At 56.7% G+C, this 25,680-nt stretch carries 21 protein-coding genes; 3 read left to right on the top strand and 18 right to left on the bottom strand.

All coding sequences use genetic code 11. The features are described from left to right. Window positions 1-60 precede the first annotated feature (60 nt). The 11 genes from E1J53_RS17750 to rplM all read right to left on the bottom strand — a co-directional run bounded on the left by E1J53_RS17750 (window position 61) and on the right by rplM (window position 15,506). Entirely contained in the window at window positions 61-633 is a 573-nt protein-coding gene (locus E1J53_RS17750; protein WP_134273788.1) for a TlpA disulfide reductase family protein, read from the bottom strand. Between the two features lie 286 nt (window positions 634-919). Further along, window positions 920-3,457, bottom strand: a complete 2,538-nt coding sequence (locus tag E1J53_RS17755) for a ribonucleoside-diphosphate reductase subunit alpha (RefSeq protein WP_134273786.1) — start codon at window positions 3,455-3,457, stop codon at window positions 920-922. Between the two features lie 240 nt (window positions 3,458-3,697). Continuing rightward, window positions 3,698-4,675: a ribonucleotide-diphosphate reductase subunit beta gene (locus E1J53_RS17760; RefSeq protein ID WP_134273783.1), complete on the bottom strand. Its 978-nt coding sequence runs from the start codon at window positions 4,673-4,675 to the stop codon at window positions 3,698-3,700. 550 nt (window positions 4,676-5,225) lie between these two features. Then, window positions 5,226-8,522 (bottom strand): caspase family protein, encoded by a 3,297-nt coding sequence (locus E1J53_RS17765; protein ID WP_134273780.1) that lies wholly within the window; start codon window positions 8,520-8,522, stop codon window positions 5,226-5,228. Window positions 8,523-8,535: 13 nt separating this feature from the next. Then, on the bottom strand, window positions 8,536-10,101 hold the full coding sequence (locus E1J53_RS17770) for a C1 family peptidase (RefSeq protein ID WP_134273778.1): 1,566 nt from the start codon (window positions 10,099-10,101) through the stop codon (window positions 8,536-8,538). Window positions 10,102-10,113: 12 nt separating this feature from the next. After that, window positions 10,114-10,785 (bottom strand): response regulator transcription factor, encoded by a 672-nt coding sequence (locus E1J53_RS17775; RefSeq protein WP_134273775.1) that lies wholly within the window; start codon window positions 10,783-10,785, stop codon window positions 10,114-10,116. A 126-nt stretch (window positions 10,786-10,911) separates the two neighbouring features. Beyond that, a complete protein-coding gene (locus E1J53_RS17780; RefSeq protein WP_134273772.1) occupies window positions 10,912-12,618 on the bottom strand; it encodes a tetratricopeptide repeat-containing sensor histidine kinase in 1,707 nt (568 codons plus the stop codon). A gap of 125 nt (window positions 12,619-12,743) precedes the next feature. Next, entirely contained in the window at window positions 12,744-13,574 is an 831-nt protein-coding gene (gene tsf / locus E1J53_RS17785) for a translation elongation factor Ts (protein WP_134273770.1), read from the bottom strand. Between the two features lie 149 nt (window positions 13,575-13,723). Then, window positions 13,724-14,470, bottom strand: a complete 747-nt coding sequence (gene rpsB / locus E1J53_RS17790; RefSeq protein ID WP_134273768.1) for a 30S ribosomal protein S2 — start codon at window positions 14,468-14,470, stop codon at window positions 13,724-13,726. A gap of 125 nt (window positions 14,471-14,595) precedes the next feature. Further along, entirely contained in the window at window positions 14,596-14,985 is a 390-nt protein-coding gene (gene rpsI, locus E1J53_RS17795) for a 30S ribosomal protein S9 (protein WP_134273765.1), read from the bottom strand. A gap of 80 nt (window positions 14,986-15,065) precedes the next feature. After that, window positions 15,066-15,506 (bottom strand): 50S ribosomal protein L13, encoded by a 441-nt coding sequence (rplM, locus tag E1J53_RS17800; protein WP_134273762.1) that lies wholly within the window; start codon window positions 15,504-15,506, stop codon window positions 15,066-15,068. A gap of 326 nt (window positions 15,507-15,832) precedes the next feature. On the opposite strand from rplM, the gene E1J53_RS17805 reads away from it, so the two are divergent. Continuing rightward, window positions 15,833-16,897 carry an NAD(P)/FAD-dependent oxidoreductase gene (locus tag E1J53_RS17805; protein WP_134273759.1) on the top strand — a complete coding sequence of 355 codons (1,065 nt, stop codon included), beginning with the start codon at window positions 15,833-15,835 and terminating at the stop codon, window positions 16,895-16,897. A gap of 8 nt (window positions 16,898-16,905) precedes the next feature. On the opposite strand, the gene E1J53_RS17810 is transcribed toward E1J53_RS17805, so the two are convergent. Together E1J53_RS17810 and E1J53_RS24005 are read right to left on the bottom strand one after the other, a co-directional pair. After that, entirely contained in the window at window positions 16,906-17,607 is a 702-nt protein-coding gene (locus E1J53_RS17810) for a LytTR family DNA-binding domain-containing protein (RefSeq protein ID WP_134273757.1), read from the bottom strand. Next, window positions 17,604-18,350: a histidine kinase gene (locus E1J53_RS24005; RefSeq protein WP_216650075.1), complete on the bottom strand. Its 747-nt coding sequence runs from the start codon at window positions 18,348-18,350 to the stop codon at window positions 17,604-17,606. The genes E1J53_RS17810 and E1J53_RS24005 overlap by 4 nt, the downstream gene beginning before the upstream one ends. A 616-nt stretch (window positions 18,351-18,966) precedes the next feature. Between E1J53_RS24005 and E1J53_RS17820 the strand changes: the two genes are divergently transcribed. Then, window positions 18,967-19,599: a hypothetical protein gene (locus tag E1J53_RS17820; protein WP_134273753.1), complete on the top strand. Its 633-nt coding sequence runs from the start codon at window positions 18,967-18,969 to the stop codon at window positions 19,597-19,599. A 108-nt stretch (window positions 19,600-19,707) separates the two neighbouring features. Next, the gene (locus E1J53_RS17825; protein WP_134273752.1) at window positions 19,708-20,154 is read left to right on the top strand and encodes a DUF1761 domain-containing protein; all 447 of its coding nucleotides are present in this window, start codon (window positions 19,708-19,710) and stop codon (window positions 20,152-20,154) included. Window positions 20,155-20,504: 350 nt separating this feature from the next. On the opposite strand, the gene E1J53_RS17830 is transcribed toward E1J53_RS17825, so the two are convergent. The 5 genes from E1J53_RS17830 to E1J53_RS17850 form a co-directional block, all read right to left on the bottom strand. Further along, window positions 20,505-20,672 (bottom strand): hypothetical protein, encoded by a 168-nt coding sequence (locus tag E1J53_RS17830; RefSeq protein WP_154640232.1) that lies wholly within the window; start codon window positions 20,670-20,672, stop codon window positions 20,505-20,507. Then, window positions 20,673-21,965 carry an alpha/beta hydrolase-fold protein gene (locus tag E1J53_RS17835; protein ID WP_134273750.1) on the bottom strand — a complete coding sequence of 431 codons (1,293 nt, stop codon included), beginning with the start codon at window positions 21,963-21,965 and terminating at the stop codon, window positions 20,673-20,675. It abuts the gene before it with no gap. 92 nt (window positions 21,966-22,057) lie between these two features. Continuing rightward, window positions 22,058-22,204, bottom strand: a complete 147-nt coding sequence (locus E1J53_RS17840) for a hypothetical protein (protein ID WP_154640233.1) — start codon at window positions 22,202-22,204, stop codon at window positions 22,058-22,060. Window positions 22,205-22,414: 210 nt separating this feature from the next. Then, complete coding sequence (locus E1J53_RS17845; RefSeq protein ID WP_134273749.1) at window positions 22,415-23,935, bottom strand: bifunctional UDP-sugar hydrolase/5'-nucleotidase; 1,521 nt, start codon at window positions 23,933-23,935, stop codon at window positions 22,415-22,417. A 536-nt stretch (window positions 23,936-24,471) separates the two neighbouring features. Next, a complete protein-coding gene (locus E1J53_RS17850; protein WP_134273748.1) occupies window positions 24,472-25,470 on the bottom strand; it encodes a T9SS type A sorting domain-containing protein in 999 nt (332 codons plus the stop codon). Window positions 25,471-25,680 lie beyond the last annotated feature (210 nt).

Consider the following 25,680-nt stretch of genomic DNA (forward strand, 5'->3'; position numbering starts at 1 on the left):
TGCTACAGCGGCAAGCGTTTGATCCGGTTTCCAAACGTTCAAGTGTGGAGGCTAATTGTTTTACCGTAATTCAGCAACGGCATCCCGCAATTCTTCGTAGGAGGCAAATTTCTCGCCGTGGAATTTCCGGTCGGCGTTGCGGTAGATGACCGTTGCCGGGATGGCACCACTCCATTCCGGACTCACGCGGTCGATGAAGGAGTTGTAATCACTGTCGGCCAGCGCGACGACGGGGAGGTCCAGCTCCCGCTTTTCAACGAAGGTTTTCAGCTTCGTGCGGATGTCCCGCCGAAAGTCCAGGCTGACCATGATAACCTCGGTATCGGTTTCGTCGGCGAGTTGCTCGAAGTAGGGCATTTCGGCCACACAGGGGGCGCACCAGGTGGCCCAGAAGTTGATCACGTAGGTCCGGCCATCCTCCTGCCGCAGCAGGGCGTCAATTTCGTCGTAAGTTTCGTAGACGGGGTAGGTCAGGCCATCTTCGTTGGGGGTCAGCAGGGCCTCCACGGTGGCGTTGGGGCCGCTGGGGGCGGGGGGTTCCGTGGCACCGTTGGTTCCCCCACCGCCACTGGGCTGTTGGGCGCAGGCGGTGAGCAGGAGGAGGGGTAAGGCCAGAACAAGGAGGCGATGCATGGGTGTATAATTTATTGGGGTTTAACGCAAAAGGGGTGGTGTTGGATTGCACCCGACGAAAAAAGGGGACGCAACATTTCGCCGCGTCCCCCTCCATCATAGGAAAAATGACAATCTTACGTCTTAGGGCTTGTTTGGATTTTGGTCGTCTGGCCGAATTTGAGATTTTTTGGTAATAGCAAGGCGGGAAAACCGGAGTTTAGCAGCGCTAAATGAGGATTTTTCCAACGCGGCTAGTGCCAAAAAAGGCCAAATGGAGGTCGATTACTAAAGTTCAAACAAGCACTTAAGCGCTACAGGCGATGCAGTCCGGATCATCCAGGCTGCAGGCCTTGCCTACGGCGGCGGTTTGTTCGGCGCTGAGCTCCTCGAAGCCATTGGCGTCAACGGGCTTGGCGGCGGTTTTTTCCTTCACTTCGGGTACGGCCACGGCGGCCTCGGGCGCACTGCTCTGCTCGGGATTTCCCTGCACCTGCGCGTCTGCGCCCTCACGCTTCGTCTGCGTACGTGCGCCCTGCTTGACCTGACCGTCGCCCTGATCGCCGGCCTTCTGGAGGGCGTTCTTGTCTAGGGTAAACTTGATCGCGTCCCGGGCGGCTTTGGTGCGGAGGTAGTACATGCCCGTCTTGAGGCCCTTGCTCCAGGCGTAGAAGTGCATGCTGCTCAGCTTGCCAAAGTTGACGTTCTCCACGAAGAGGTTCATGCTCTGGCTCTGGCAGATGTAGGCTCCGCGGTCGGCGGCCATGTCGATGACGACCTTCTGGCTGATCTCCCAGACCGTCTTGTAGAGGTCCCGCAGGTGCTGGGGCACGTCGTCAAAGGCCTGGATGGAGCCGTTGGCGGCCATCAGGCGGTTGCGCATGCTGTTGTCCCACAGTCCGAGCCCGATGAGGTCGTGCAGCAGGTGCTTGTTCACCACGATGAACTCTCCGGAAAGCGTGCGGCGGGTGTACAGGTTCGAGCTGTAGGGCTCGAAACATTCATTGTTGCCCAGAATCTGGCTGGTACTGGCGGTGGGCATCGGAGCGACCAGCAGGGAGTTTCGCAGTCCGTGCTTAGCCATTTCCTTTTTCAGGCCCTTCCAGTCCCAACGATCGCTGGGGGTCACGCCCCACATGTCGTACTGCAGGGTACCCTCACTGGCGGGGCTCCCCGGGTAGCTTTCGTAGTGCCCATCTTCCTTGGCCAGCTGGATACTCTCCTTGAGGGCCGCGTAGTAGATGGTCTCGAAGATGTCCTTGTTGAGTTGCTTCGCTTCGGGGCTGTCGAAGGCGTAGCGCATCATGATGAAGGCGTCGGCCAGGCCCTGCACGCCGAGCCCGATGGGACGGTGGCGCATGTTCGAGTTCCGGGCCTGCTCAATCGGGTAGTAGTTCCGGTCGATGACCTTATTTAGGTTACGGGTCACCACGCGGGTGATTTCGTAGAGCTTATCGAAGTCGTAGGTCCGGTCTTCCTTGACGTACTTGGGCAGCGCCAGACTGGCCAGGTTACACACGGCCACTTCGTCGGGACTGGTGTACTCGATGATCTCCGTGCAGAGGTTGCTGCTGCGGATGGTTCCCAGGTTCTGCTGGTTGCTCTTTTTGTTGGCCGCATCCTTGTACAGGATGTAGGGCGTTCCGGTTTCCACCTGGCTTTCGAGCACGGCGTTCCACAGGTCACGGGCCTTGATGGTCTTGCGGGCCTTGCCTTCCTCCTCGTACTGGTGGTACAGCGCCTCAAATTCTCCGGAGTGTGCGTCGAAGAGACCGGAGGCTTCGTTGGGATCGAAGAGGCTCCATTCGGCGTCGGCCTTCACGCGTTCCATGAACAGGTCGTTCACCCACAGGGCGTAGAACAGGTCGCGGGCGCGGAGTTCTTCCTTGCCGTGATTCTTTTTCAGTTCCAGGAATTCGAAGATGTCGGCGTGCCAGGGTTCCAGGTAAACGGCGAAGGCGCCCTTGCGCTTGCCACCGCCCTGGTCCACGTAGCGGGCCGTATCGTTGAACACCTTCAGCATCGGTACGATACCATTACTGGTGCCGCCGGTACCCTTGATGTAGGACCCCGTGGCCCGGATGTTGTGGATGCTCAGGCCAATACCGCCGGCACTCTGGCTGATGCGCGCACAACGACGGAGGGTTTCGAAGATGCCTTCAATGCTGTCCTCAGTCATGCTGAGCAGGAAGCAGCTCGACATTTGTGGCTTGGGCGTGCCGGAGTTGAACAGCGTGGGCGTAGCGTGGATGAACCACTTTTCGCTCATCAACTGGTAGGTCTGGATCGCGCTTTCGATGTCTTCCCCGTGAATACCCACCGACACGCGCATGAGCATGTGCTGCGGGCGCTCCACGACGGCACCGTCCATCCGCATCAGGTAGCTGCGCTCCAGGGTTTTGTAACCAAAGTAATCGAACTCAAAGTCGCGGTCGTAGATGATGGCTGCATCCAGGCGATTGGCGTGCTCCCGGATTACGGCCATGGTATCGTCGCCGATCAGACCGGCGGGTTCGTCGGTCTTGGGGTCGAGATAGTTGTAGAGCCCTTCCATCGTCTCGCTGAAGGACTTGTTGGTTTCCTTATGCAAATTGGAAATGGCGATCCGGGCGGCCAGTTGGGCGTAGTCCGGGTGTACGGTGCTCATGGACGCGGCCGTTTCGGCCGCCAGGTTGTCCAGCTCTACCGTAGTAACGCCGTCGTAGAGCCCCTGGATGACTTTTTTGGAAACGGTAATGTGGTCGACAAAATTCTCGTCCAGTCCGTAACACAGTTTTTTAATACGGGCGGTGATCTTATCAAAGGAGACGTCCTCGCGGCGTCCGGAACGTTTGATTACTTGCATAGGATGGAATATTTAAGGCGCGATATTAAACCGGAGGGAAATGTGGGTGCCCAGCAGGAAGGTGTTCGCGTGGATTTTAATGACTGGTGAATACAGGAGGGCTCCGAGCGAGATGTGCGACAATACTATTAAGCCGGGAGCCTGAATCGGTGACGATCCCATGTGGGAATAAGCGGCGGCAGTGAAGCGAGTATGGTAACCGTACCGACGCCCCACTGCCGGGCGCCGGTACGGTACGAGTTAAAAGTCTTCGTCCAGCGAAAAGGACTGCTTTTCGCGGTCGCTGGTTACCCCAGCTTTCTGGTATTCCCCTACCCGCTTCTCGAAGAAGTTGGTTTTACCCTGGAGGTTGATCATGTCCATCCAGGGGAAGGGGTTCTCTACGTTCCAAATCTTGGGCTGCCCGAGTTCCGCCAGGAGACGGTCGGCGACAAACTCAATGTACTGGCACATCATGTCGGAGTTCATGCCGATCAGGTTCACCGGCAAGGCGTCCGAAACAAATTCTTTCTCGATGGCCACGGCATCGGCGATGATGTCGCGCACTACCTGGGGATCCAGCTTGTGCTGGATGTGCTCGTTGTAGAGCAGACAGGCGAAGTCGCAGTGCATGCCCTCGTCCCGGCTGATCAGTTCGTTACTGAAGGTCAGTCCGGGCATCAGGCCGCGCTTCTTCAACCAGAAAATGGAGCAGAAGGAACCACTGAAGAAAATACCCTCTACGGCGGCGAAGGCCACGATGCGCTCGGCAAAGTTGCCGTTCTCGATCCAGCGCAGGGCCCAGTCGGCCTTTTTCTTCACGCAGTCCATCGTTTCGATGGCGTTGAAGAGGTAATCCTTTTCCTTGGGGTCATTGATGTAGGTATCAATGAGCAGGGAGTAGGTTTCCGAATGGATGTTTTCCATCATGATCTGGAAACCGTAGAAGAATTTGGCTTCCGTATACTGTACCTCGGAAACGAAGTTTTCGGCCAGGTTCTCGTTTACGATACCGTCAGAAGCGGCGAAGAAGGCCAGGACGTGCTTGATGAAGTGGCGCTCGTTGTCGTTGAGTTTATTGGCCCAGTCGTTCAGATCAGCACTCAGGTCAATTTCTTCTGCCGTCCAGAAACAGGCTTCCTGAAGCTTGTAGAATTGCCAGATATCGTCGTGCTCGATGGGGAAAAGCACGAAGCGGTTGGGATTGTCAACTAAGATCGGTTCGATCGGTGCGGTCATGATGACGATTTAATAAGGTGCGAAAGAGGGTTAATGCACTGTGAAATAAATGCCGAGGTTTTCCCGCACTCTTCCGGGCGGACAGCACCCTGAAAGAGCAGATAGTAAAACCCTGGTCGTTGTTCGTGAGTAGGTTCAAGGACTACCGGAGCCCTTGCTTTCGGGCCTAGTTAAGGCGGCACCTCAAGGAAGATGCCGCCTTAGCCCAAGTGGTATCAGTAAGTCCGTTACGGGATGAAAACCACTAACAATTCGTTGTTTTCTCTCGTGCTCAGGCTAAGATATGCTTTCCGGGCACCTATTTCACCATTTTTTATCCACAGCCTGTGGAAATTAATTTGTATCCAATTATAAAACAGCTACTTAGGCCATAAATGAAATTTATCAACAATGTGGATAATGTTATCAACATGTGGAAAACCTCAAAAATTTGTGGATAAAAACCCTTTCCACACTCTTGTCAGGTCAATAAACGCGAAAGGCGCCGGAATCCGGCGCCTCGCATTATATAATTTTTTGTTGTATAAATTTTCCTCTCCTGGAATGGCCGCTAATGCACACTCAACGGAAAATCCTGCCCGAACCCGAAGCTGGCCGGATACTGCGGTACGCCGTTCGTCCGCTGGGTCAGTTCCGGCACTTCGGCGTCCAGATAAGCCTTGAGTTCGTTGACGCTCACCCGCCGGTCGCTGCCGGCGGCCTTGCCGGATAATCCCTGCAGCAGTACGAAGGTGAAGGCTCCGTGGCCCAGCTCATCGAATTCGGACGCAAACTGCGTACTTCCCGAAGCCGTCAGCCAGTGGGTTCCCGTGCTGCGGGCCAGTTGGGCGATGGCGCGCTCCTCCGCCGCCCCGCGGCGGGCGAAGCTGCTGGCCAGGCCGGCACTCTGACAGGCATCCAGGATATACAGCTGCTTCTGGGCGGGAATGGCGGCGGCCAGGGTGCGCAGCTCCGTAGCCGAAATCCCGCGCTGGGCCAGGCCCGTTTCGTTGCCGTAAATCTGGGTAACATCGTGGGGTACCAGGAAGAAATCGGGCTCGGCACCTTCGGACATGGTACCGTGGCCAGCGTAGTAGAAAACGAATACGTCCTGGGGCTTTGCGGCGGCCGTCACCTGTTGCAGGGCCGTCAGAATATCTTCCCGTTTAGCCGCCTGGTTCCGGACGCTGTACACCTTCGTTTGTCCCACGATGCCCCCCATGCCCGACAGGAGGGCCGCCTCCAGTCCGGCGGCATCCGCTTCGGCGTAGTTGAGGTTGTAGCGGGGGTTCTTGTACTGGTTGATGCCCACCGTGAGCAGGTGTAGGGTGATGACGTCTTCCGCGGCGGGGCCGGCGGCGGGTTTTGGGGGCTGAAAGCTCACGATCAGTTCCGCCGGCGCACTTTCGGTGCCCTGTCCGTTGATGGCTACGGCCCGAAAATGGTTCTCTCCCGCCAGCAGCTGGAGGCGGTAATCCCGCTCCAAATCAGCCTCGCTATCCGACTCTACGATCAGATTGCGGGCACCACTTCCCACGAGCTTCCCGTTGTGGTACAACCGCAGATCGGCCACACCACCACCGTTGCCCACGGCCGAAAGGGTCAGCACGGCATCCTGCGCCTGCGCCAAAACTTTGGTTATTTCTTCCGTTTGATCATCCTCTACGATCAGGTTACGGGTGCCCGAGGAATAGCGGATGGAGACCGAAGGCGGATTCTCCACCTGCCCGATGCTGAGGGGACGGACCGGCCCTTCACTACGACTCAGGACGGCCCCGAGTAATCCCGGCGTAAAGAAGCCCGCGTACAACTGTTCCAGCGGCAGGATTTCCTTCCCCAGCGTGTAGTACATGTACTTCATGGCCTCCGGTGTAGCGTCGAAGCGACCGTCGGGGGTAATGATCACCCAGTCGCCACGGTCATCGAAGAAAAACAACTTGGCGGCCTCCCGCCCGGAGCGCAAATCCCACAGGCGAACGGTGTTGTCAAAGCCCGCCGAGAGGAGAAAATCTCCGTCCAGGAAACCGGTTGCGTTCACCGTGCCCTGGTGCCCCGCGAGGCGCTGTTCAATCTGCCCACTGGCGGCCCCGACCACCGTAATCGTTTCGTCCGTACTTCCTTCGGTGGGGCGCTCCTGCCCCGTAAGCTTATCCCCCGCCGCGTTGAAGGCCGCCTCGAAGTGCGTCCCGTCCCGACGGGTGTACGTCCTGATCACCTTACCATCGCGGGCGTTGATGGTGACCACGTCCTTGAGGAAACTACCACCGATGACGGTCTTGCCGTCCGGCCGGTACTGAAAGGTCCCGCAAGGGATACGGGACCGCCATTGTACCTTCCCCTGGCGGGTATCGTAGGCGGTAAGTACCGTGGCCTGGCCCGGGTTATCAACCTCCACAAAATCGTTGCTGAGTACCTGACGTCCATCGGGGGAAAAGGCTACGAACCAATGCTCGGCAAAAGCCTTGGGGTAATCGTTGCCCTTCACCGTCCAGCTGGCCCGGGTGCTTCCCGCGGGATAGTAGGCCACGCCTCCCGGACTGGCAACCAGCATATTCCCCTGCTCATCCAGGCCGACGGCCCGGGGTTCCGGATACGCGAGGGTCACCATGACCGTACTGCCGGTTTGGGCATCACTCCAGCTCACCCGGCCATCGGGATGACTGGAGGCCACGTACCGCCCCCCCCTGCTGATCGCCAGATGTTCCGATTTTCCCACCGGGGAAATAATCGCCTGGCGGGGCCCGCGATCCGTCAGGCGAACGTGCCGGATTTCTCCGGAGCGGCTGCCCATCGCAAACTGAAGTCCATCGGGGGTGGTGCGCAGGTCGCTGACGGAAAGCAGGGGGGCACCAAAATGGCGGAATACCTGACCGTTTCTTGCTTCCGCAATCCGGTTAGGGTCCCGGTTGGTGACGAGCAATTTGCCCGACCGGTACAACTGCAGCACGCTGTTGGAGCTGCCGCCCGGTTTGGTCACGTAGGCTACGCCCGCACCGGTCCGGTAATTTCCGCTGATCATCCCCTCCCCTTCCAGCCCGTAGTAGAAGGTTTCCTGCCCCGCATCGGCGACAAAGTTCTGGTATAGCTTTCCGAGCTTTTTGATGTCTGGATGGGTGATTCTTTTCCTCCAGACCAGCTGTCCGTCCGTCTTAGCGACCGTCAGGGTGATGGCACCATCCTGACGATCTTCGTACAGGAAGTTGCCGTCGGGCAGTATTGCCTGCCCGCCGGGGAGTGCGCTGGCCGTAGCGGCGTAAATGTCCACAATGGACGCTTCCCGACGGGCCAGGTAGGTGACCAGTAATTGACGTCCATCGGGCGTAAAGCTCAGCCGCTTGGCGGGACTCGGCTCCTCCCCCGGGTAGGTGTACTTGGTATTCGTAAACAGGGCCCGTTCCCCGATTTTATACATCGCAATCTGGCATTCCTTTCCGCCGGCGAGAAAGAAGTAAAACTCATTTCGGCTCGGATGGGCCGTCACGTCCCCCAGAAAGCGGGTCCGGTCCAACTTTGCGGGATAAATTTCCCGTTGGTCCACTACCGCCATGTCCGCCACCGACAGCAGGCTGAAGGTGTTCTCACTAACCGCCGCCAGGTATTGCCCGTCGTTACTAAAGGCCAGGTGGTTGATGTTGTCGGTGAAGACCGACCCGTTAGGAATGCGCAGCGTACGCAGTAGCTTACCCGACGCATAATCCCAAAAGCGCACCTGAGCCCCGGAAGAGGATACCACCAGTTGTCCGTCAGGACTTACCTCCACGTCCCGGATCTGGTAGGGAGGGTTGCCGGGAATAACCAGTTCCGGCGACTGGGCCGGGAGGGTAAATCCCATAAAAAGCAGGCAGAGTAGGAGAAGGGAGCGAGTCATGCTTTAATTCGTTTTACAGGTGTTCAATGGCCACCATCAGGGGCACCACGGTTCCGGTAGCGCCGGTCCGCACCCGGAAGCCCGCCCGGCCGGCCTCATACTGAACCTGGCCCGGATCGACGAGGGCCTTTCCCAGTACTTTACCCAGTCGCTCGGTCAAACCACCCGACAGGGCGTCCATGTCTCGTTTGATGGCCGGTAAGTCCAGGGCCTGTTGGCTGAAGAGGACCAGCAGGTAATCCGTGCCCGCCTGGTTATCCATCCGGATGACCTTATCGTCCGCCGGAAAGGCGATAACGGAGCTGCTACCCACCAAGGGAGATACGCCGGGGGCGTAGGGAAAAATCTGATTGATCTTTCCGGACAAATCGGTGGCCAGTGCGTAGACGTAACCCTCCGTTTCCGTGTTGAGGTAGAAGCGGAAGCGGGTACCACTGGGGTAAGCCGTTTGCATCCGGTAGGTGCTCACCGGCACGACATCATCTTCCACGATCAGATTACGCGTGCTGACCCGGCTGACGGGCATGGCTTCTCCGCTGCGCAGGACAAAATCCAGGCTACCGGCGGGAAGGGATGCCGCTACCGGGGGCGGGGGTGGCGGGGCCGGAGCGGGAGCAGGGGTGGGCGCAGGCGCAGGTGCCGGGGCGGGCACGGGAGCGGGCGCCGGTGGCGCCTGCGGAGCAAAGGGAAAGGCCTGGTAGGCTCCGTAGCAGAGTTTACCGGTGGTAGCGTAGGGCACCCAGATGAATCCGTTGTCTCCCCAGTTGCTTCCCCAGGAGTTCATGTACCGAAAGGCACCCCCGTACTTATCGTCGTCAAAGCCGACGATGACCATGGCGTGGCTTCCGTGGCGGTCGCTGGCCTGATCCTCTCCGGCCTGGGTGTACCACACCTCTTCGGCGCTGTGAAAGCTGTCGTAGAGGGTATGACTGATCAATACCGGGTAGCCTTCCGCGAGCACCTTCTTGATCGCCTGGATTTTCTCCTGAGGGTCTACCCCCTCCTTGGCCAGAAAAAGGATTTGCAGGTCCCGGATTCTCGCCCGGGCCGCTTCCTCCATCAGCGGGTCCAACTGGGAAAAACGCTCCTGCTGGCTACCCGCTAAACAGGTAAAGGGCAGGCTGCTGTAGGAGGGGACGCCCAGCTCCTTGAATACTAATAGGGTTTTAGCCGTCATCAGGCCGCCACCGCAGGAATTATCGTCTTCGGACTTCAGGATTTCGTAGACCCAGGTGGGACTGAAGGTAAGTTTATCAATTTGGGTCCGGTCGGTAATTCCGCGTTGTTTGGCTTCAATGATGGTACGGAAGTGGTAGGCCGAGCTCCACGCCGAGCACGTCATAAAGGCTCCCTGATCGCCGGGGGTCGGAGTGTATTGCTCCAGACTTACCCGGGGGGGCAAAATGCTTCGGGTGCTCACTTTGGCCTTAAGCGGCAGAGCATTATAGACCTCGGCGTCGAAGACCTCTCCGGTCGGGTATCGTTGCGCCTCCAGCGTCGTATAGCTCAAGAACAGGCACAGCAGCGTCATCAGGCTTACCGGGCAAATGGCCCGGCACCGTGGAAAAACAACAGACATATTGAAACATATTTAAGGGATGAGTCCGGCGTCTCGACCCCGAGCCACCGCCATGGTTTTATTGTTTACCCGCAGTTTCCGGTACACATTTTCGACGTGCTTTCTTACCGTCCCCTCACTCAGGTGAAGGTTTTTGGCGACCTCCCGATACTTCAGGCCCACCGCCAGTTGCTGCAGCACCTCGGTCTCCCGTTCGGAGAGCGGCTCCACCTCCCTGGCCTCCGTTCCCGATTCCCTTGCCCCCTCAACGGAAGACCGCAGGAAGAGCAGAGACTTTCTGGCCATCAAGGGAGAAAGCGGAGCGCCGCCGTTGAGTGCTTCCTGAATGGCCCGTTCCAACTCCTCCGGGGTTGCTCCCTTGAGGAGGTAGCCATCGGCACCGGACCTGATCGCCCGGAACAAATGCTCCTCATCTTCGAAAACCGTAAGCATGAGGATACGAATCTGGGGGAACCTGGTCTTGATTTGCCGCGTGGCCTCCACGCCATCCAATTCGGGCATGTCGATGTCCATAAAGATGAGATCGGGCAGATTGTCCAGGGCCTGGATACCTTCCACAACGGCCCGGCCGGTACGGTAATCCCCTACGAGTCTGACGTTGTCCACCAGCGCCAGGTCAGCGCGCAGGGCCGCCGCAATGCGGCCCTTATCCTCGGCAATGGCAACGTGAATCACTGGGATCATTTTATCGAAAATAAAGTGTAAAAGCGGGGGGAAACCCTCTCGGGCCCAACTGTCCCCCCGCTCCAGAAACTATGGTCCAAAGTTCCCATGCGGGACGGGCAGGGACAATACGATGAACTGCGTATTTCATCGGGGGGATACTTTCCGCCAGCGTAATTCCACCCGGGTGCCGCCGCCCTTCCGGGAAGTTAGGGAAAAGTCCGCGCCCAGCTGCTCCGCGCGCTCCCGGAGGGAATGCAGCCCAAAGCCGGCCACCGTCCCTTCGGGGTCGAAGCCGTGGCCATCATCAAGGATACACAGGCCATTTTCGTCTGCTTCTACGCGAATGATTCCGGCCCCGGCGTGGCGCACCGCATTACGAATGGCCTCCTGGCCAAAACGGTACAACTCCAGCACCTCCAGCGGCGTCAGGGACACATCCCTGGCCGCTTCGGCGAGGAAGAATTGTACGTTGGGGTGCGACAACTTGGCGGAAAATTCCCGTAAGCGGGCAAACAGATCGGCCCAGGTAGCGGCCTCTAAGCGCACCGCCCAGATGGTTTCCCGCATTTGTTCCATGGCGAAGCGTACCTGTCCGGTTACTTTATCCAGGGCCGGCGCCGAGGGCTGCCGGGCCAGTCGGCCCAGGTCCGAGGCGATAATTCCCAATTCCGCCCCCAGGTGATCGTGGAGGTCACGGGAAATTCGCAGACGGTCTTCCCGTAGCTGGACGGCGGCCTGACGGCGCAGCGCCTGACGGCGTTGTCGCTGCCGTCGAACCAGGGCCACGAGGATGAACAACAACAGCAGGAAGCCCAGGGAAGCAGCGACCAGCCAGGCCGTACGCTGACGAAGCTGTGCCCGCTGACCCGCTAATTCCAGGGCACGTTTCTCGGCTTCGTATTTTTCCTGCATCTCCGCGATGCGCGTGGTGGTGCTCACGGAATACAGACTGTCCTTCAGACTGGCGGACGCCCGTTGTAGCTTCAGAGCACGCCCCAGTTGCCCTTCAGCGGCGTAGGCTTCCGCCAGTAAACCCATCGTCCATTGCTGTAAATCCGTAAAACCTACTTGCCGACTGAGCGTGAGGCTCTTCGTCAGGTAGGGAATGGCGGCCGAGGTATCTCCGGCCGTCAGGTAGGCTTCTCCCTGGTTATTGATGGCGATGGCCTCCCCCTGCCGGTCGTCAAGCTGGCGCCGCAGCTGAATACTTTGCTCAAACAGCGCGATGGCCTCAGCCGTAGCGCCGCGGCCGGCGGCCAGGGTCGCCAGGTTATCGTAAACGTAACCCAGGCCTACGGAATCCTGAATGGCCAGGCGAATCTTCAATACTACCTGCCACAGGCTGTCGGCTTTTTTCAGTTGCTGCTGGTCCCGGGCCAGAATCCCCCGCAGGTCCAGACTCGTGGCGTAAAGGGTGCTGTCACTGGCCCGGAGGGCCAGCTCGCCCGCGCGGGTGAACATGGCCAGGGCCCGGTCGCGCTCCTCCCGCTTGCGAAAGAAGTTGCCCATTTCGTTGAGCACTGCCGCCTGCCCCGCGGGGTCATCCAGGGCTTCGTAGGCGGAAAGGGATTCCTGGTAGTGCTCCAGGGCCGCGGGGTACCGCCCGCTGAGGTAATTGACCACCCCCAGGAATTTCAGGGAGGTCGCCCGATCACGCTCCCGCCCGAGGGACTCGGCCGTAGCCACCGCCCACCGGAACAGGCTGTCGGCCGTGTCAAAGTCCGCGCTGTAGTACTCGTAGGCGTGTTCGAGGACGTGGGCCAACCGCTCTTCGTCGGACCCGGAGATGTCTTGTCCCGCCACGGAGACGGTCATTATCAGGAAAGGGAGTGTCCAGCCAAGCTTTCTCATGCGGTGCTAAAGGTAATGGATATTCCCACCACTTATCCCGGACCTTAATCGGGTCCTCCGTAAACAAAAATCCCCCGCCGTGACGTCACGGCGGGGGAAAATCTGTAGTTTGAATCTCTGGCGGATTAGCCGAGGGTTACGTGCTTGAAGCCCGTAGCGGCCAGTCCCTTCTCCGTATCGTTGAGGTACTGCTTAACGGTCTTCTTGTTGTCCTTCACGAACTGCTGGTTTACCAGCGTATTCTCCTTGAAGAACTTGTTCAGGCGGCCCATGGCAATTTTGTCGAGCATGGCTTCGGGCTTACCCTCCTGACGGGCCAGTTCCTTGGCGATCTCCACCTCTTTGTCCTGCGTCTCCTGATCGATATCGTCCTTGTCCAGAGCAACGGGCTTCATGGCCGCTACCTGCATGGCCACGTCGCGGCCGGCATTGTAGGCATCATCGCTGTTCTGCGACAGGCCAACCAGTACACCAGCACGGTTACCGGAGTGGATGTACTCGGCTACCAGTGGAGCTTCGATTTGCTCGTAGGCGGTCAGGTTGATCTTTTCGTTGATCTTACCCACCATCTCGGTTACTTTGTCTTCGATGGTCAGGTCTCCTTCCATGGGGAGAGCCAGGAGGGCCTCCAGGCTGGCGGGGCGGTTTTCCAGCGCGATATCGGCAACTTTCTGAGTAAAGGCAACGAAGTCATCGTTTTTAGCCACAAAGTCGGTCTCGCTGCTCAGGCGAACGACAACACCGTAGGTCTTGTCATCATTGATCTTAGCGATAACGGCACCTTCGTTGGCGTCGCGGTCACCACGCTTGGCGGCAACCTTCTCACCACGCTTACGCAGGATTTCAATGGCCTTGTCAAAGTCACCACCGGCTTCGGTAAGCGCTTTTTTACAATCCATCATACCGGAACCCGTCATGTCCCGGAGTTTTTTTACGTCACTGGCAGAAATGGCCATAGTGGGGGTATATTTTGGGAAAATTCTGAATTAGGTTGGGCTGGCATACCAGCAACGGGTACGCCAAAGCCGCAAAGATAATTTTGCGACTTTAAGCGAAGGTTAGGTTTTCAGCCTCCCAGTGTATGGCAGGCTGAAGCACTACTCCTTTACTCGGCGGCAGCGGCAGTAGCCTCACCACTGCTCTCCTTGGCGTCCTTTTCTTCGTTCCGCTCGGAGAGTCCCTGCTTGATGCAGTCGATGAGGTAGTCCACGGTAATCTTGATGGCCTTGCTGGCGTCATCGTTACCGGGGATGGGGTAGTCAACGCTGGTGGGGTCGGCGTTGGTGTCTACGATACCGAAAGTCCGCATGTTTAGCTTCTTGGCTTCCGCTACGGCAAGGTGCTCGTGTACGATGTCCACTACGAAGATGGCGTTGGGGATACGACCCATATCGGCGATACCACCGAGTACTTTGCGCATCTTCTCGTGCTCACGCGTGATGTCCAGACGCTCCTTCTTGGTTACGCTGTCCAGGGTGCCATCGTTCAGCATCCGTTCGAAGTTCTGCATCTTACGGATGGAACGACGAATGGTGTTGAAGTTGGTCAGCATACCTCCTTGCCAACGGTCCGTTACGTAAGGCATGCCAACTTCAGTAGCGGACTTGGTCACGATGTCCCGCGCCTGCTTCTTGGTGGCCACGAAAAGGATCTTCTTACCGGCACGAGCAATCTGCCGCATGGCGTTTCCGGCACGGTCCAGCGATTCGATGGTCCGGTTCAGGTCGATGAGGTGAATACCGTTCTTTTCGCCGAAGATGTTGCTCGACATTTTAGGATTCCACTTACGACGCAGGTGTCCGAAGTGAACACCGGCTTCAAGTAGCTCCTGGTGGGTGGGCTTAGTAGCCATTTGATTCTTTATTAATTGTCTTTAGCCCGCGGGCTGTTGACGTTGATGAATGGAATACTGGTGCTAGTTGCTGGTTGCTGGTTGCTGGTTGCTGGTTGTGCAATTAAGCAGCCAGGCCATAAATACTAGCGCTTAGAGAACTGGAAGCTCTTACGGGCCTTGGGCTTACCGTACTTCTTACGTTCTACGACGCGGGCGTCACGCGTAAGCATTTTCTGTGCTTTCAGGGGTACCCGGAAGTCTTCGTTGAGCTTCACCAGGGCCCGGCTGATGGCCATGCGAATGGCTTCGGCCTGTCCTTTGATCCCTCCGCCAGACACGTTCACCTTCAGGTCGTAGATGGCGTTGTCCACCTCGATGATGTTGAACGGCTGGGTCACCTTCAGCTGAATGTGGTGCTGAGGAAAGTATTCCTTGTAGTCCTTCCCGTTAACGGTAATGTTACCCTTACCCTGGGAGAGATAGACGCGGGCCACGGAGGCTTTACGTCGTCCGATGGCATTAATCTGTTCCATGCGGATATTTTATTTTGGCGCGGACGCAGGTGCAGGGATTGTAATAAAGGCAATGAATCCCGGCGGCCTCCGCTGATGATTTACTTGAGTTCTTCTGGTTTCTGAGCGGCGTGGGGGTGCTCAGGTCCTACGTAGAGGTGCAGTTTCTTGATCTGCGCCCGGCCGAGCTTGGTCTTGGGAAGCATGCCCTTGATGGCGTTCTCCAGTACGCGCTCCGGCTTCTTGTCCAGGAGGTCACGGGGAGTGGCCTTACGCTGTCCGCCCGGGTATCCGGTGTGACGGAGGTACTCCTTCTTGGTGAGCTTATCACCCGTGAAGCGAACCTTCTCTACGTTTACAATAATGACGTGATCGCCGTTGTCAAAGTGCGGCGTGAAGTCCGGCTTGTGCTTACCGCGCAGGATAGCAGCCACGCGGCTCGCCAGACGACCAACAACTTCGCCGTCGGCATCAATAACGTGCCACTTACGCTCTACCGATGCTGCGTTGGCAGACTTCGTTTTGTAGGATAGTGTATTCACTTAAGATACGATTTTACAAGATTAATGGCCCCGGTATTTCCGCCCCTACGGGGCCCCTTCACCAAAGCGGACGCAAAGGTACGCTCATTAATATTTGAAAACAAGCCTTTTGCCCTATATTTTCCACCACCTACCTTCATAACTCCCTGAAAAACAGTAAAAATTTCGCACGCTTTAACATTTACCCCCAAAGAAGTGAGCGGCATCAGCCCCTTTCCGGCGCAGATTTTCTTGCCCGCCGGTGGAGAACGTATGGAAATGTCGGCAAGTTCCTCGACTGATTATTTTCTGCCGGTGTTTGCCCACTGAATCCCCAACCAGCATTCATGAACCACCACTCCGTCATTATCATCGGCGCCGGCCTCACCGGCCTTACCCTCGCCTATCGATTACAACGGGCGGGTACGAAAGCCCTGGTTCTCGAAGGACGACCCCGACCGGGCGGACGAATTTTCACCCACTATGCACCGGGAAAGGCACCGGTAGAAATGGGCGCTACCTGGCTCGGACTCAAGCACCGCCACCTGGTCGGCCTGTTACGGGAGCTCGAAATCCCGCTCTTCCAGCAGCAATTGGGGCAGCTTGCCATGTATGACCCGGGCCCGGAACGTCCCGCCGAAAAAATTCCTTTCCCACCAGATCAAGAGCCAAGCTTTCGCATTACCGGAGGGAGCTCCGCGCTCATCCAGACCCTGATGGATCGCCTCGCGGAGGAGCAGATCATTTTCGATCAGCCCGTTGAAACATTGGATTTCACCGGCAAGGAGGCCTTGGTCAGGACCCGTACGGAGACCTACCGGGCGGATCGCGTAGTCAGCACCCTACCCCCGAACCTGATGATTGACGCCCTTCGGTTCACCCCGGCGCTTCCTCCGGCACTGGAGCAACTCGCCCGCCAAACCCATACCTGGATGGGGGAGTCCATTAAGGCCGGACTTCGTTTCCAAAGCCCCTTTTGGCGAACGGGCCATCAGTCCGGCACCCTGTTCAGCAACGCCGGGCCCCTGACGGAAGCCTACGAACACGCCGACGCCAAGGACGAATACTTCGCCCTCAAGGGCTTTCTTCATCCGGGACTGGTACGGGAATCTCCCATCGTTCGGGAACGGATGGTCCGAGAACAACTACAACGGGTGTATGAGTCGTACACCGTCTCCGACGGAGAATATCTGGAATACCCCTGGGCCGAAGACCCCTTCACCTATGTTCCCTACCCTCAACCGGTGGGGGCCCACCAACACAATGGGCACCCCGCCTTCCGGCAGTCACAGTTCGGAGGAAAGTTCCTGATGGCCGGCTCGGAGACGGCCAAGGCCTTCCCCGGCTACATGGATGGTGCCGTGGAAAGTGCCGAGCTGACGGCAAAACAGTTGCTGAACGGTAATCATTAACCGCTACCCTAGCCGAGCAACCGATCTACGTTGAGTTTATATTGCTTACCGATCGGAATGAGTTGCTCCCCGATTCTGATCCGGTTGCCCTCCACACTTTCGATGTGGCGCGTGGCCACCACGAAGGATTTATGCACCCGCAGGAAATCTTCCTGCTCCAGCGCCGAGTATAAGTCGGAAATCTTTTCCCGGGGCATAATGACGCCCTGCGGGGTAACGACTTTGGTGTAATTGCCCGCAGCTTCCAGGTACAGGATGTCCAGGACCTCCACCTGTCGGTACTGCTTGTTTTCCCGCAAGAAAATTCGCTTCCCTTCCGGTAGTGGAGCGGATGCCCCCCGCGTCGCCGTAGCGGGAGAAGCCTCCGCGGTGGCTTTGTGTACGGCCTTGAGAAAGCGCTCAAAGCTGAAGGGCTTCAGGAGGTAATCCGCCACGTCGAGTTCGTACCCCTCCAGGGCATATTCCTGATAGGCGGTCGTGACGATCACCCTGGGCGGATGGCGCAGGGTACGCAAAAACTCAAATCCCTTGAGCTTGGGCATGTTCAGGTCGAGGAAGATAAGTTCCACCGTATGTGACTGCAGATATTCCAGTGCCTCAATGGCGTCGTAGCAACTCTTCTGTAGCTGCATATTCGGCATCAGGTCACAATACCCCCTGATGATATCGTGGGCGATGTACTCGTCATCAATGATCAGGTAGCGTATCATGTTGCCTTCAGGGTTAATTCAGCAGTGTAGGTGTCCTCCGTCTCATCAATCCGATAGATATGCCGGTCGGGATAGGCCAGGGCCAGCCGGCGTTTCAGGTTTTGTAGGCCGATCCCCGGCGTTTCATTTCTCGCCTCGACGTCAAAATTGTTTTTCACCCGAAAGTGGATGGTGTCCGGACTGGTCCACATGCGTACGGACACAAAGGCGTCCTTGCGCAAATTCTCCACCCCGTGCTTAAAGGCATTCTCCAACAGGATAATGAACAGCAGAGGCATTACCTGCCGATTCTCGTCGGCCAGTTCGTGCCGGAAGTCGACGTCGATCTGTTTGTGGTAGCGCAGGCGGTGTAAGGCTACGTAATTCTCCAGGTAATTGATCTCCGACATCAGGGAGACGGTCTCCTTTTGCCCCTCGTAGATACCGTAGCGCATCAGGTCCGAAAGCTTCAGAATCAACTGCTGGGCCTTGTCACTGTCCTGCCCGACGGTACCGTAAAGGTTGTTCAGCATGTTAAAGAAAAAGTGCGGATTGACCTGACTGCGGAGGTGAAGTAATTCAGCGGTCGTTTTTTCCTTCCTCAGCGTAAGCAGGCCACGGACCTGGCGAATGAACCAGCGCATGGCCAGGAAGCCTAATCCCAGAAAATAGCTGGTGGCCAGGATTCCGACGACCGGCTCAAATTCGTAAGTACTCATGGCCAGCAAAAAAAGGACCATGGCCATGCCCAAAAACCAAAACACTAATCGCCATTTCTTACCGGTAGAAGCTTTTCTAAGGCTGGACAAGCCACCATGCTGTTGAACGTACCACGTTCCAACCGGTACAAAAACCGCTAATTCAGTACACAAGACCGTAACGGCAGGATGCTCGGGAAACGATTCGATTACCCCAATAAGGAAGACAATGCCCATAAAAACTGCTCCACCCAAGACTCCCTGTCTATTCTGCGCGGGAGTCAGGGGAGGAACACCAAACTTTCTCAAAATCCAGCCTACTGGTTTCCTCAGGACTAATGCCCCCGCAAAGAGCCACATAAAAGTGCTGGAAGCTTCGAGGTTATGCTCCATAAATGCCAATCCGCTGACCAGCAAAATGAAGGAAGGCAACAGCCAAAACAGTCCCGCCTTGATCAATCTGAGCACACGCATCGGGGACAAAACTAGCGGCTTCCTTTCTCCCACACAAAGAACTTGACCAACACCACCCCGGGCGTTACCAACGTCCGGTACCCGGGGACAAACGCCCTACGTCCCGGCCACCTCCCCTTGTGTGCCATCCTTCGGGGCGTTGATCACTTATAGTTGAGGGAGCAAGAGGCGGGAAATAGGTTTGCCACATCACTCACTCAATTCAACGATGGCCGCCCCGCTACCCCTGATGATCCTCTTCCGAAATTATCGCCCACTGCTCCTGTGGCACATTGCCCCCCTTTGCGTACTGTACTTCGGCGCTCATTTTTTACTGGGCATCAACTTACTGTTACCCCGGGCCCTTTTCTTGTGCTGTACGCCCCTATTGTTGTCCGCCGCTGGATTGGCACTGTTCCTGATGGGCCCCATGCTTGCCGTTCCCCTTACCGCCAGCCTGATCATCTTGCTGCGGGACTTCCTTCAATGGTACGCCACGGCTCCTTCCCTTAACCTCCCACTGAGTTTTTGCTTTCTACTTATTCCCCTGGGGCTTCGGGTGGCCCTGACAATTCTTAGCCCCTTACGGTTTGTCCGGAACCACTTATTAACGGGAATACCTTCCGTTCCGTCGCCCAGGGTGGTTTTGGGACCTATCCTATCCCTGTTGCCCTTGCTCAGGACAAAAAAGGTTCCTCCCCGCTCAAGACCACTACTGGGAAAGGCCGTAGGATGCTCCGCCAACCTACCGGCAAGAAAAATACCCAGCTGGGTTTCAGAAGCCGGGGAGCTGATCCTGTCCCCCTTTAATCTCCTTCCGGAATTCAGCTTTGTGAAGCTATTGCTCTACCTACTTTCCTGATTCTTCTGGCAGATGGGACGACAAGACTTAGCCCAAAGGATTGAGGAATAAAAATTTCCGGCACCTGTTTGTCTAAACACCTATATTGATTAAAAAAAACTACCTATCATGCAAGTGAAATTCAACTGGCTGGCCATTATTGTGGCCGCCGCAGCGGCCATGTTCATTGGCTTCCTGTGGTACGGTCTCTTCTTCCAACTCCAGTGGGCCGAAGCCGTCGGCTTCAGTGGCCCGGGCCTCACCGAAGCGGGGGCCGAGGTGTTCAAGCACGGTGAACCCGTAACGCTGGAGCCCACCCTACCGATGGTCATCAACGCCATCACCATGGTACTTTACGCCATCTTCTTTAGCTGGCTCACCGCAAAAGCCGACATGGCGAGTTTGTCCGGAGGAGCTACCCTCGGGGCCGTTCTGGGGGTCGTGGTGACCTTCTCCCACTACGTCACGAACCGTTTCGCCATGGAACCCGAATTCCTCAGCGTCATCGATGGCACCTACCACATTGCCATCTTCGCGGCCATCGGGGCAATCGTGGGGGCCTGGCGTAAGAAATAGGCATACTATCCTGGTGCAGCAACGCTCAGCTTGCTGCTCTTATACGAACCCTGCCGTCCGGATTTTCGCTGCAGTGCAGCTTCCGGACGGTGGGGTTTTGTATTGAACCTACTTCTCCGTGGGTTCCTATGGAGTCGATCCCGCTAGTGAGGTTATGTCGGGGCTGAAATTCGTGGTACTGGGCGCATCGCGCAGGTGCCGTGGAATGGGAAAATAGCAAAAATTTTGTCTACTGAGTCTACATGTAGACTCAGTAGACAAAAAATTGATTTTCAATACTTTGCACCCGCGCCCCGTCGCAAAAGTCTAATTTCCTCCTTCCTGGAGAGCAATTCAGCAGTTCCCTACAATCACTCCACTTTCTTACCCGTAAAATCCATCTGCCCGGTTTTCACCACCAGATCGACGCCCTCCTCGCTCGGCACTTTAAACACCAGCGTAGCCTCCCGACTCGTGAGGAAAAAGGTATGCGCTGACAAGGGTACCAACACCTCCCGGGGCGTCTGCGGGGCAATCACCTATAGTTCGTCACCTTCCGCCCCTATTTCCACCATCATCCCCACGGTAGTTTCGTATTTCCCAACGTAATGGGGAAACTGCTTAACGTCCGCCACGTAGGCTTCCATTCCGTCAATGGTCTCCCCCAGTTTCGCCAGCGCCAGCTTCGTCGACTGCCGCTCCGGGTTTATCCCGTAAGCCCGCAAAAAGCTTTCGCGAGCTCCGGCTTCCTCCCCCAGCCTGAGCTGGGTTTCGCCCAGGGCCGTCCAGGCCTGCTCCATTTTCGGATAGCGCTTCGTAGTCACCATAAGGAGATCCTTGGCTCCTGAGTAATTACCTTCCTCGTAAAATTGCCGCCCCATTCGCAGCAATTCCTCCTGCCCCCAGGCCACCGGCAATCCGTATTGTTTTTCCACGGTCTGCTCCCGGTTCATCAACGCGGCCGATCCGCTCAACCGGACGGCTTCCCGCAGGTTCTCGTCCATGCGCCAGTTGGCGAAGATGAACTCAAGCCCCCGGTAGGTACTCCGCATCGGAATTGACCCGTGGCTTTCTTCCGGCAGCCGTACAAAATCCCACCGTAGGTTCTCCGGTGCCTGCTCTTCCAGCAGGGCCGCCAGTTTCCACATGCCACCGACCATATCACGGCCTTCATTGCCCATCGTCATGAAAAAATGTGCCCGTAAATCCTGATGCTCCCGGAAAAATGCCTCCGCTTGCTCCAGTACCAACCGCTGCTCATCCCACCAAAGACTCGGGCTGATGGCCAGATAGGCTTCAAAGCCGCCGGGATGGTTTATCAGCGCATGGGTGGCAAAGAGCCCACCGAAGGAGTGCCCCACCAATACGTTGAAGTCCGCCGTGCGAAAGGTTTCGTTCACCCAGCTCCGGAGTTCCGTGGTGAGAAAACGGTGCATCCGGTCCGCCCCTCCGGCCGTGGGGAAGTTGTCCTTGCCCGTTTCGGTCACCGGCGTCAAATCACGGGTGCGGTCATCCGTGTTGGGAATCCCAACAACGATCATCCGGGGAATTCGGCGATTCTTGGCCAAAAACTTAACGGCCGCCGTAGTATGATGAAAGTTACCCTTGCCATCCAGTAAATAAAGCACGGGATAAACATCTTGGGTCCGCTGCCAATAATCTTCGGGGAGATAGACCATCACCGGACGGTCTTGTTCCAGTACGTCCGAAGCAAACGTATACTGTTTTCCGATGCTGATGGGTTCTCCTCCTGGCTGTCCGGCGGCGACAATAGAAAACAGCAGGCTTAATACCAGTAGTAAACAGAATCGTAGCGGAGTAGAGAATGTCATAGTCAGGTGGTTGTCCCCCTTAAGATACCCTTTCCTTTACGGATGGCGGGTACGATTCTTTCCTCCAAACTTCAAAGCCTAATCGAACGGCCCTACCCCATACTTTGCGCCGCGGCGCTCAGCCACTTCACGATCAACTCGTTACCGAAGAGTGCGTAATACAGTCCCAGCATGATCAGGATGCCCGCACCAATGGTGCAGGTCTGGTGAATCATGCAGAATTCATGTGATTTGGCCATGACGATGGTGTTTCACCGACCCTTTGGGCCGGTGGGTGAGTGTATATAATCATCTTGGTCTTTCGAGGAAATTCGGCGCTGATGTTGACTGCACCAACGATAGGCATAATATGGGGTGATGGTGGCCGGTTTTCCAAAACTTCGGGCCCAAATCCAGGTTTATCGTGAGAATTTAGCGTACAAACCCCTAATCCTCCGATTGTTGCCCGACTAGTACTCCCCGATCTTCAGCATATAGTGAATGACCAGGTCGCGAATGTCGTTCCGGACCGTATCCTCCCCAACTTTCAGGTCATCGGGGCCACTGCCGTCGTAGTACTGCCCCAGGAAGTCCAGGTTCGCTTCCAGTCCGCGGGCCACGAATTCGGGCAGCACTACGCTGTAGGATTTGCCCGGGTCGATCACCTCGCCCTTTACCGTGAGCGTAGTGGGGTCTACCTGCCGCACCTGAAAGTATCCTCCTTCACCATAGTTGGTCATCAGGCCGGTTTCCAGGGCACGTTGCAGCACTTTCCCCGTCAGGGATACCCGAACCACCTTTCCACCGAACGGATAGGTCCGCAATACATCGTACTCGGTTACCAGTCCGTCCAGATTGTCATCCAACCGCATCGTACCGCTATTGATGAAGTACACGTCCGCGCCGGGCATCGCGTCCTCCAGGGCCGCCAGCGTCAGCTGGCCGAAATTGGTCTGACTTGTGCGTACGGCCGACTCCTTGCAGACCAGGGTTTCGTTCAGGCGCAGAACTTCTTTTTCGGGTTCGTACCCCATTCCTTCCATGACCTCGAAGGCCCGATCCAGCCACTTGTTGACTACCGCCAGAGTCTTGGGCTCATCGGCAATACTGTCATCGATGGTCCGCAGGGTGGAATTGACCGAAACCATTCCACAGTCGGGGTCCACCTTGACCCGGTGAACGTAAACCGTCTTCGCGTTGGCGTCCGCCTTGGTGATTCTCGTAGTTCCCACGTAGCGGCTCAGGTTGGCGTGCTCGTGTCCTCCCGTGAACAGCGGTACCCCGGGAACGGCAGCCGCCAGGGCTTCATCCTCGTCGACGTTCAGGTGGGTGATCCCCATGACGAAATCCGCCTGGGGTGACAATTCCTTCAACGTAGCGGCGAAGGCCTCATTGACGGGCGCGTAATCCACGTATTCAATCTGGTTAAAGGGGAGCACTACGCCAAGGATCCCTACCGTAATCTCCTGACCATTTTCGCCCTTTATCGGATGAAGGATGTAGGGTGGGATGGAGGCGCCCCCCTGTCGGAATGGCCGTTTTTGGCCGTCGGCCATCACCCGCTGGGCGTTACAGACCGTCCATTGAAAATCGCTTTGGGCGATGCGTTTCGCCAGCACATCCGGGTCCTTGATGTCAAATTCGTGGTTGCCGAAGGTCACGTAATCGAGCCCCATCGCATTGAGGGTTTCGATCATCTGGAGGCCCGCAATCTTTTCCTGTTCACCAGCCTCGTTCTCGAAGCGCATCGTCCCCAAAAAAGACGGACTGAGGAAATCACCGGCCAGCACCGTAATCACGTTGGGATTTTCCTTCAGCAACTCCTGCCGCACCGTAGCCACCCTGGCCAGTCCTCCGGCCTTACCGCCCTCCAGCGGCGCGATTTCGTATACGTCATTCATCTGGAGCACGATAAACTCCACCGGTTGCCCGAAGAGCGGGAAGGTCGCCAGACAAAACAGGGCGACGAAAGCAAAGAAAGTGTTTCTCATGATTTGGTATGGTTAGATTGGTGGAGGCTGGCTCCGCAGAGCGAAGCACAATCCTTCGTTAAATGTAGCCCTTTTTGTTCAGCTTCTCCGTAGGGACGCGCCGGACCGGACAATCCATAATGCCCACCATCACGATCAGTATAATTTCTGCCGGGTGGGGCATACCGGCCAGCACATTTTTTTATGGCGAAGCAGGTGCCGGGAACTCCCCAAAGGAGCCCAGCTTCTTTGTTTTCAGTCCTCGTCTTCCCACCGTAAGGGAAAGTATCCTACGAATACTCATTACCCGCTCACGAATACTCATCGGGTGGGATTACCCCTCTGCCTACCCCCGAGATTTGTGAACAACAAAGAAGGCCAACGAGAAATACCCAAAACACCTCAAACCCGATTCTACCACCGGCCCACCCCAAAACAGGGTGCACGGCATGGAGGACAGAATTTCCCAACACAAAAGCCGCCCCGAGTATTCCTCTCGGGGCGGCTTAGTGTTTTTATGCGATTTTACGCAACGGCAAAATCTTCCGTAAGCTTTCCTATCTAACGACCACGCCGGTGGTCAGACGTTCCGTTCCGTCGGTTGCCACCAGCTGGTAGAGGCCCGCCGGAAGGGCGGGCAGCTCCGTATTGAAACTACCGTTGCTCAGCTCCGTCCACTTACCGACCCTCCGGCCACCGGCATCAAAAAGCGTGAGGGTAGTGGCACCTTTGGCCCAGCCCCCCTGTAGGCGCACCGTAAGGCGCCCGTTCACCTCCACGGGGTTGGGAAAGACGGACAGCAGACGCTGGGGTGCTTCTTCCAACTCCACCACCACGATGGGACTGTACTCGAAGGTTCCGTCAAAGTCAATTTGCTTAAGGCGATAGTAGTTGATCCCCTCCTCGGCGGTAGGGTCAACGAAGCGGTAGGTATTCAACGCTTCGGAGGTACCGTTGCCCAGCACCTTGCCGACGTTCACGAAGCTCTCGGTGGGGTTGGCACTCCGCTCAATCTCAAAGTGGCTGTTGTTGATTTCCTCGCTGGTCGCCCAATTTAGTTCGACCTTACGGTCGATCGTTACCGCCCTAAAGTCCAATAGCGTAACGGGAAGAGTAACGGTACGGAAATCAAAAAGATCCGTCTGAGAGGTAGTCCCGTCCGGTCCATCAAAAACTCCATTCGTAAGGGTTCCCGTAAAGGTTGAATTTGCGGCCAGTCTAATGCCAACGGGCAGCACCGCCTTCAACGTAACGGTTTCTCCGGGAGCGAATACCGGACAGCCGTTTCCGGTTTGCTCACCCTGCACGAAGAACAATACTTCCCCACTGTTTACGGTTCCCCGCCCAACGAGGCCATCAGTATCGTCAAACAGTCCTACTTCCAGGCCATCGGGGGCCACCGCACCATCTACGTTGATTTCCGCAAAAAATACGGGGGGGTTGCTAAAAATGTTTGGCCCAGAACATCCACGGGGGTATTCAAAAGTCTGTGCCTGTACGGCATCACCACAAAATAGAATCAGGGCTAGGAACAGGAATAATTCAAGCTTTTTCATCAAATCTGCCTTAGGTCAAGGGGTATGGGTTAGTGTTGAACACCTGAAATGGGTTGCAAAAATAAAAGGCTGCCACTGGAATCATCCCGTGACAGCCTGCTCTTTTTTGTACGGGGAGGCACCCGCACTCCGTTGCAATTGGCACTATTTCAAAATTCCGACCAATTTCAATACTCGGGTCAGGCTTTCACTAAATGACAGCGTTCAACC

It is taken from the genome of Lewinella sp. W8 (assembly GCF_004375085.3).
In the GTDB taxonomy this organism is placed as follows: Bacteria; Bacteroidota; Bacteroidia; order Chitinophagales; family Saprospiraceae; genus Neolewinella.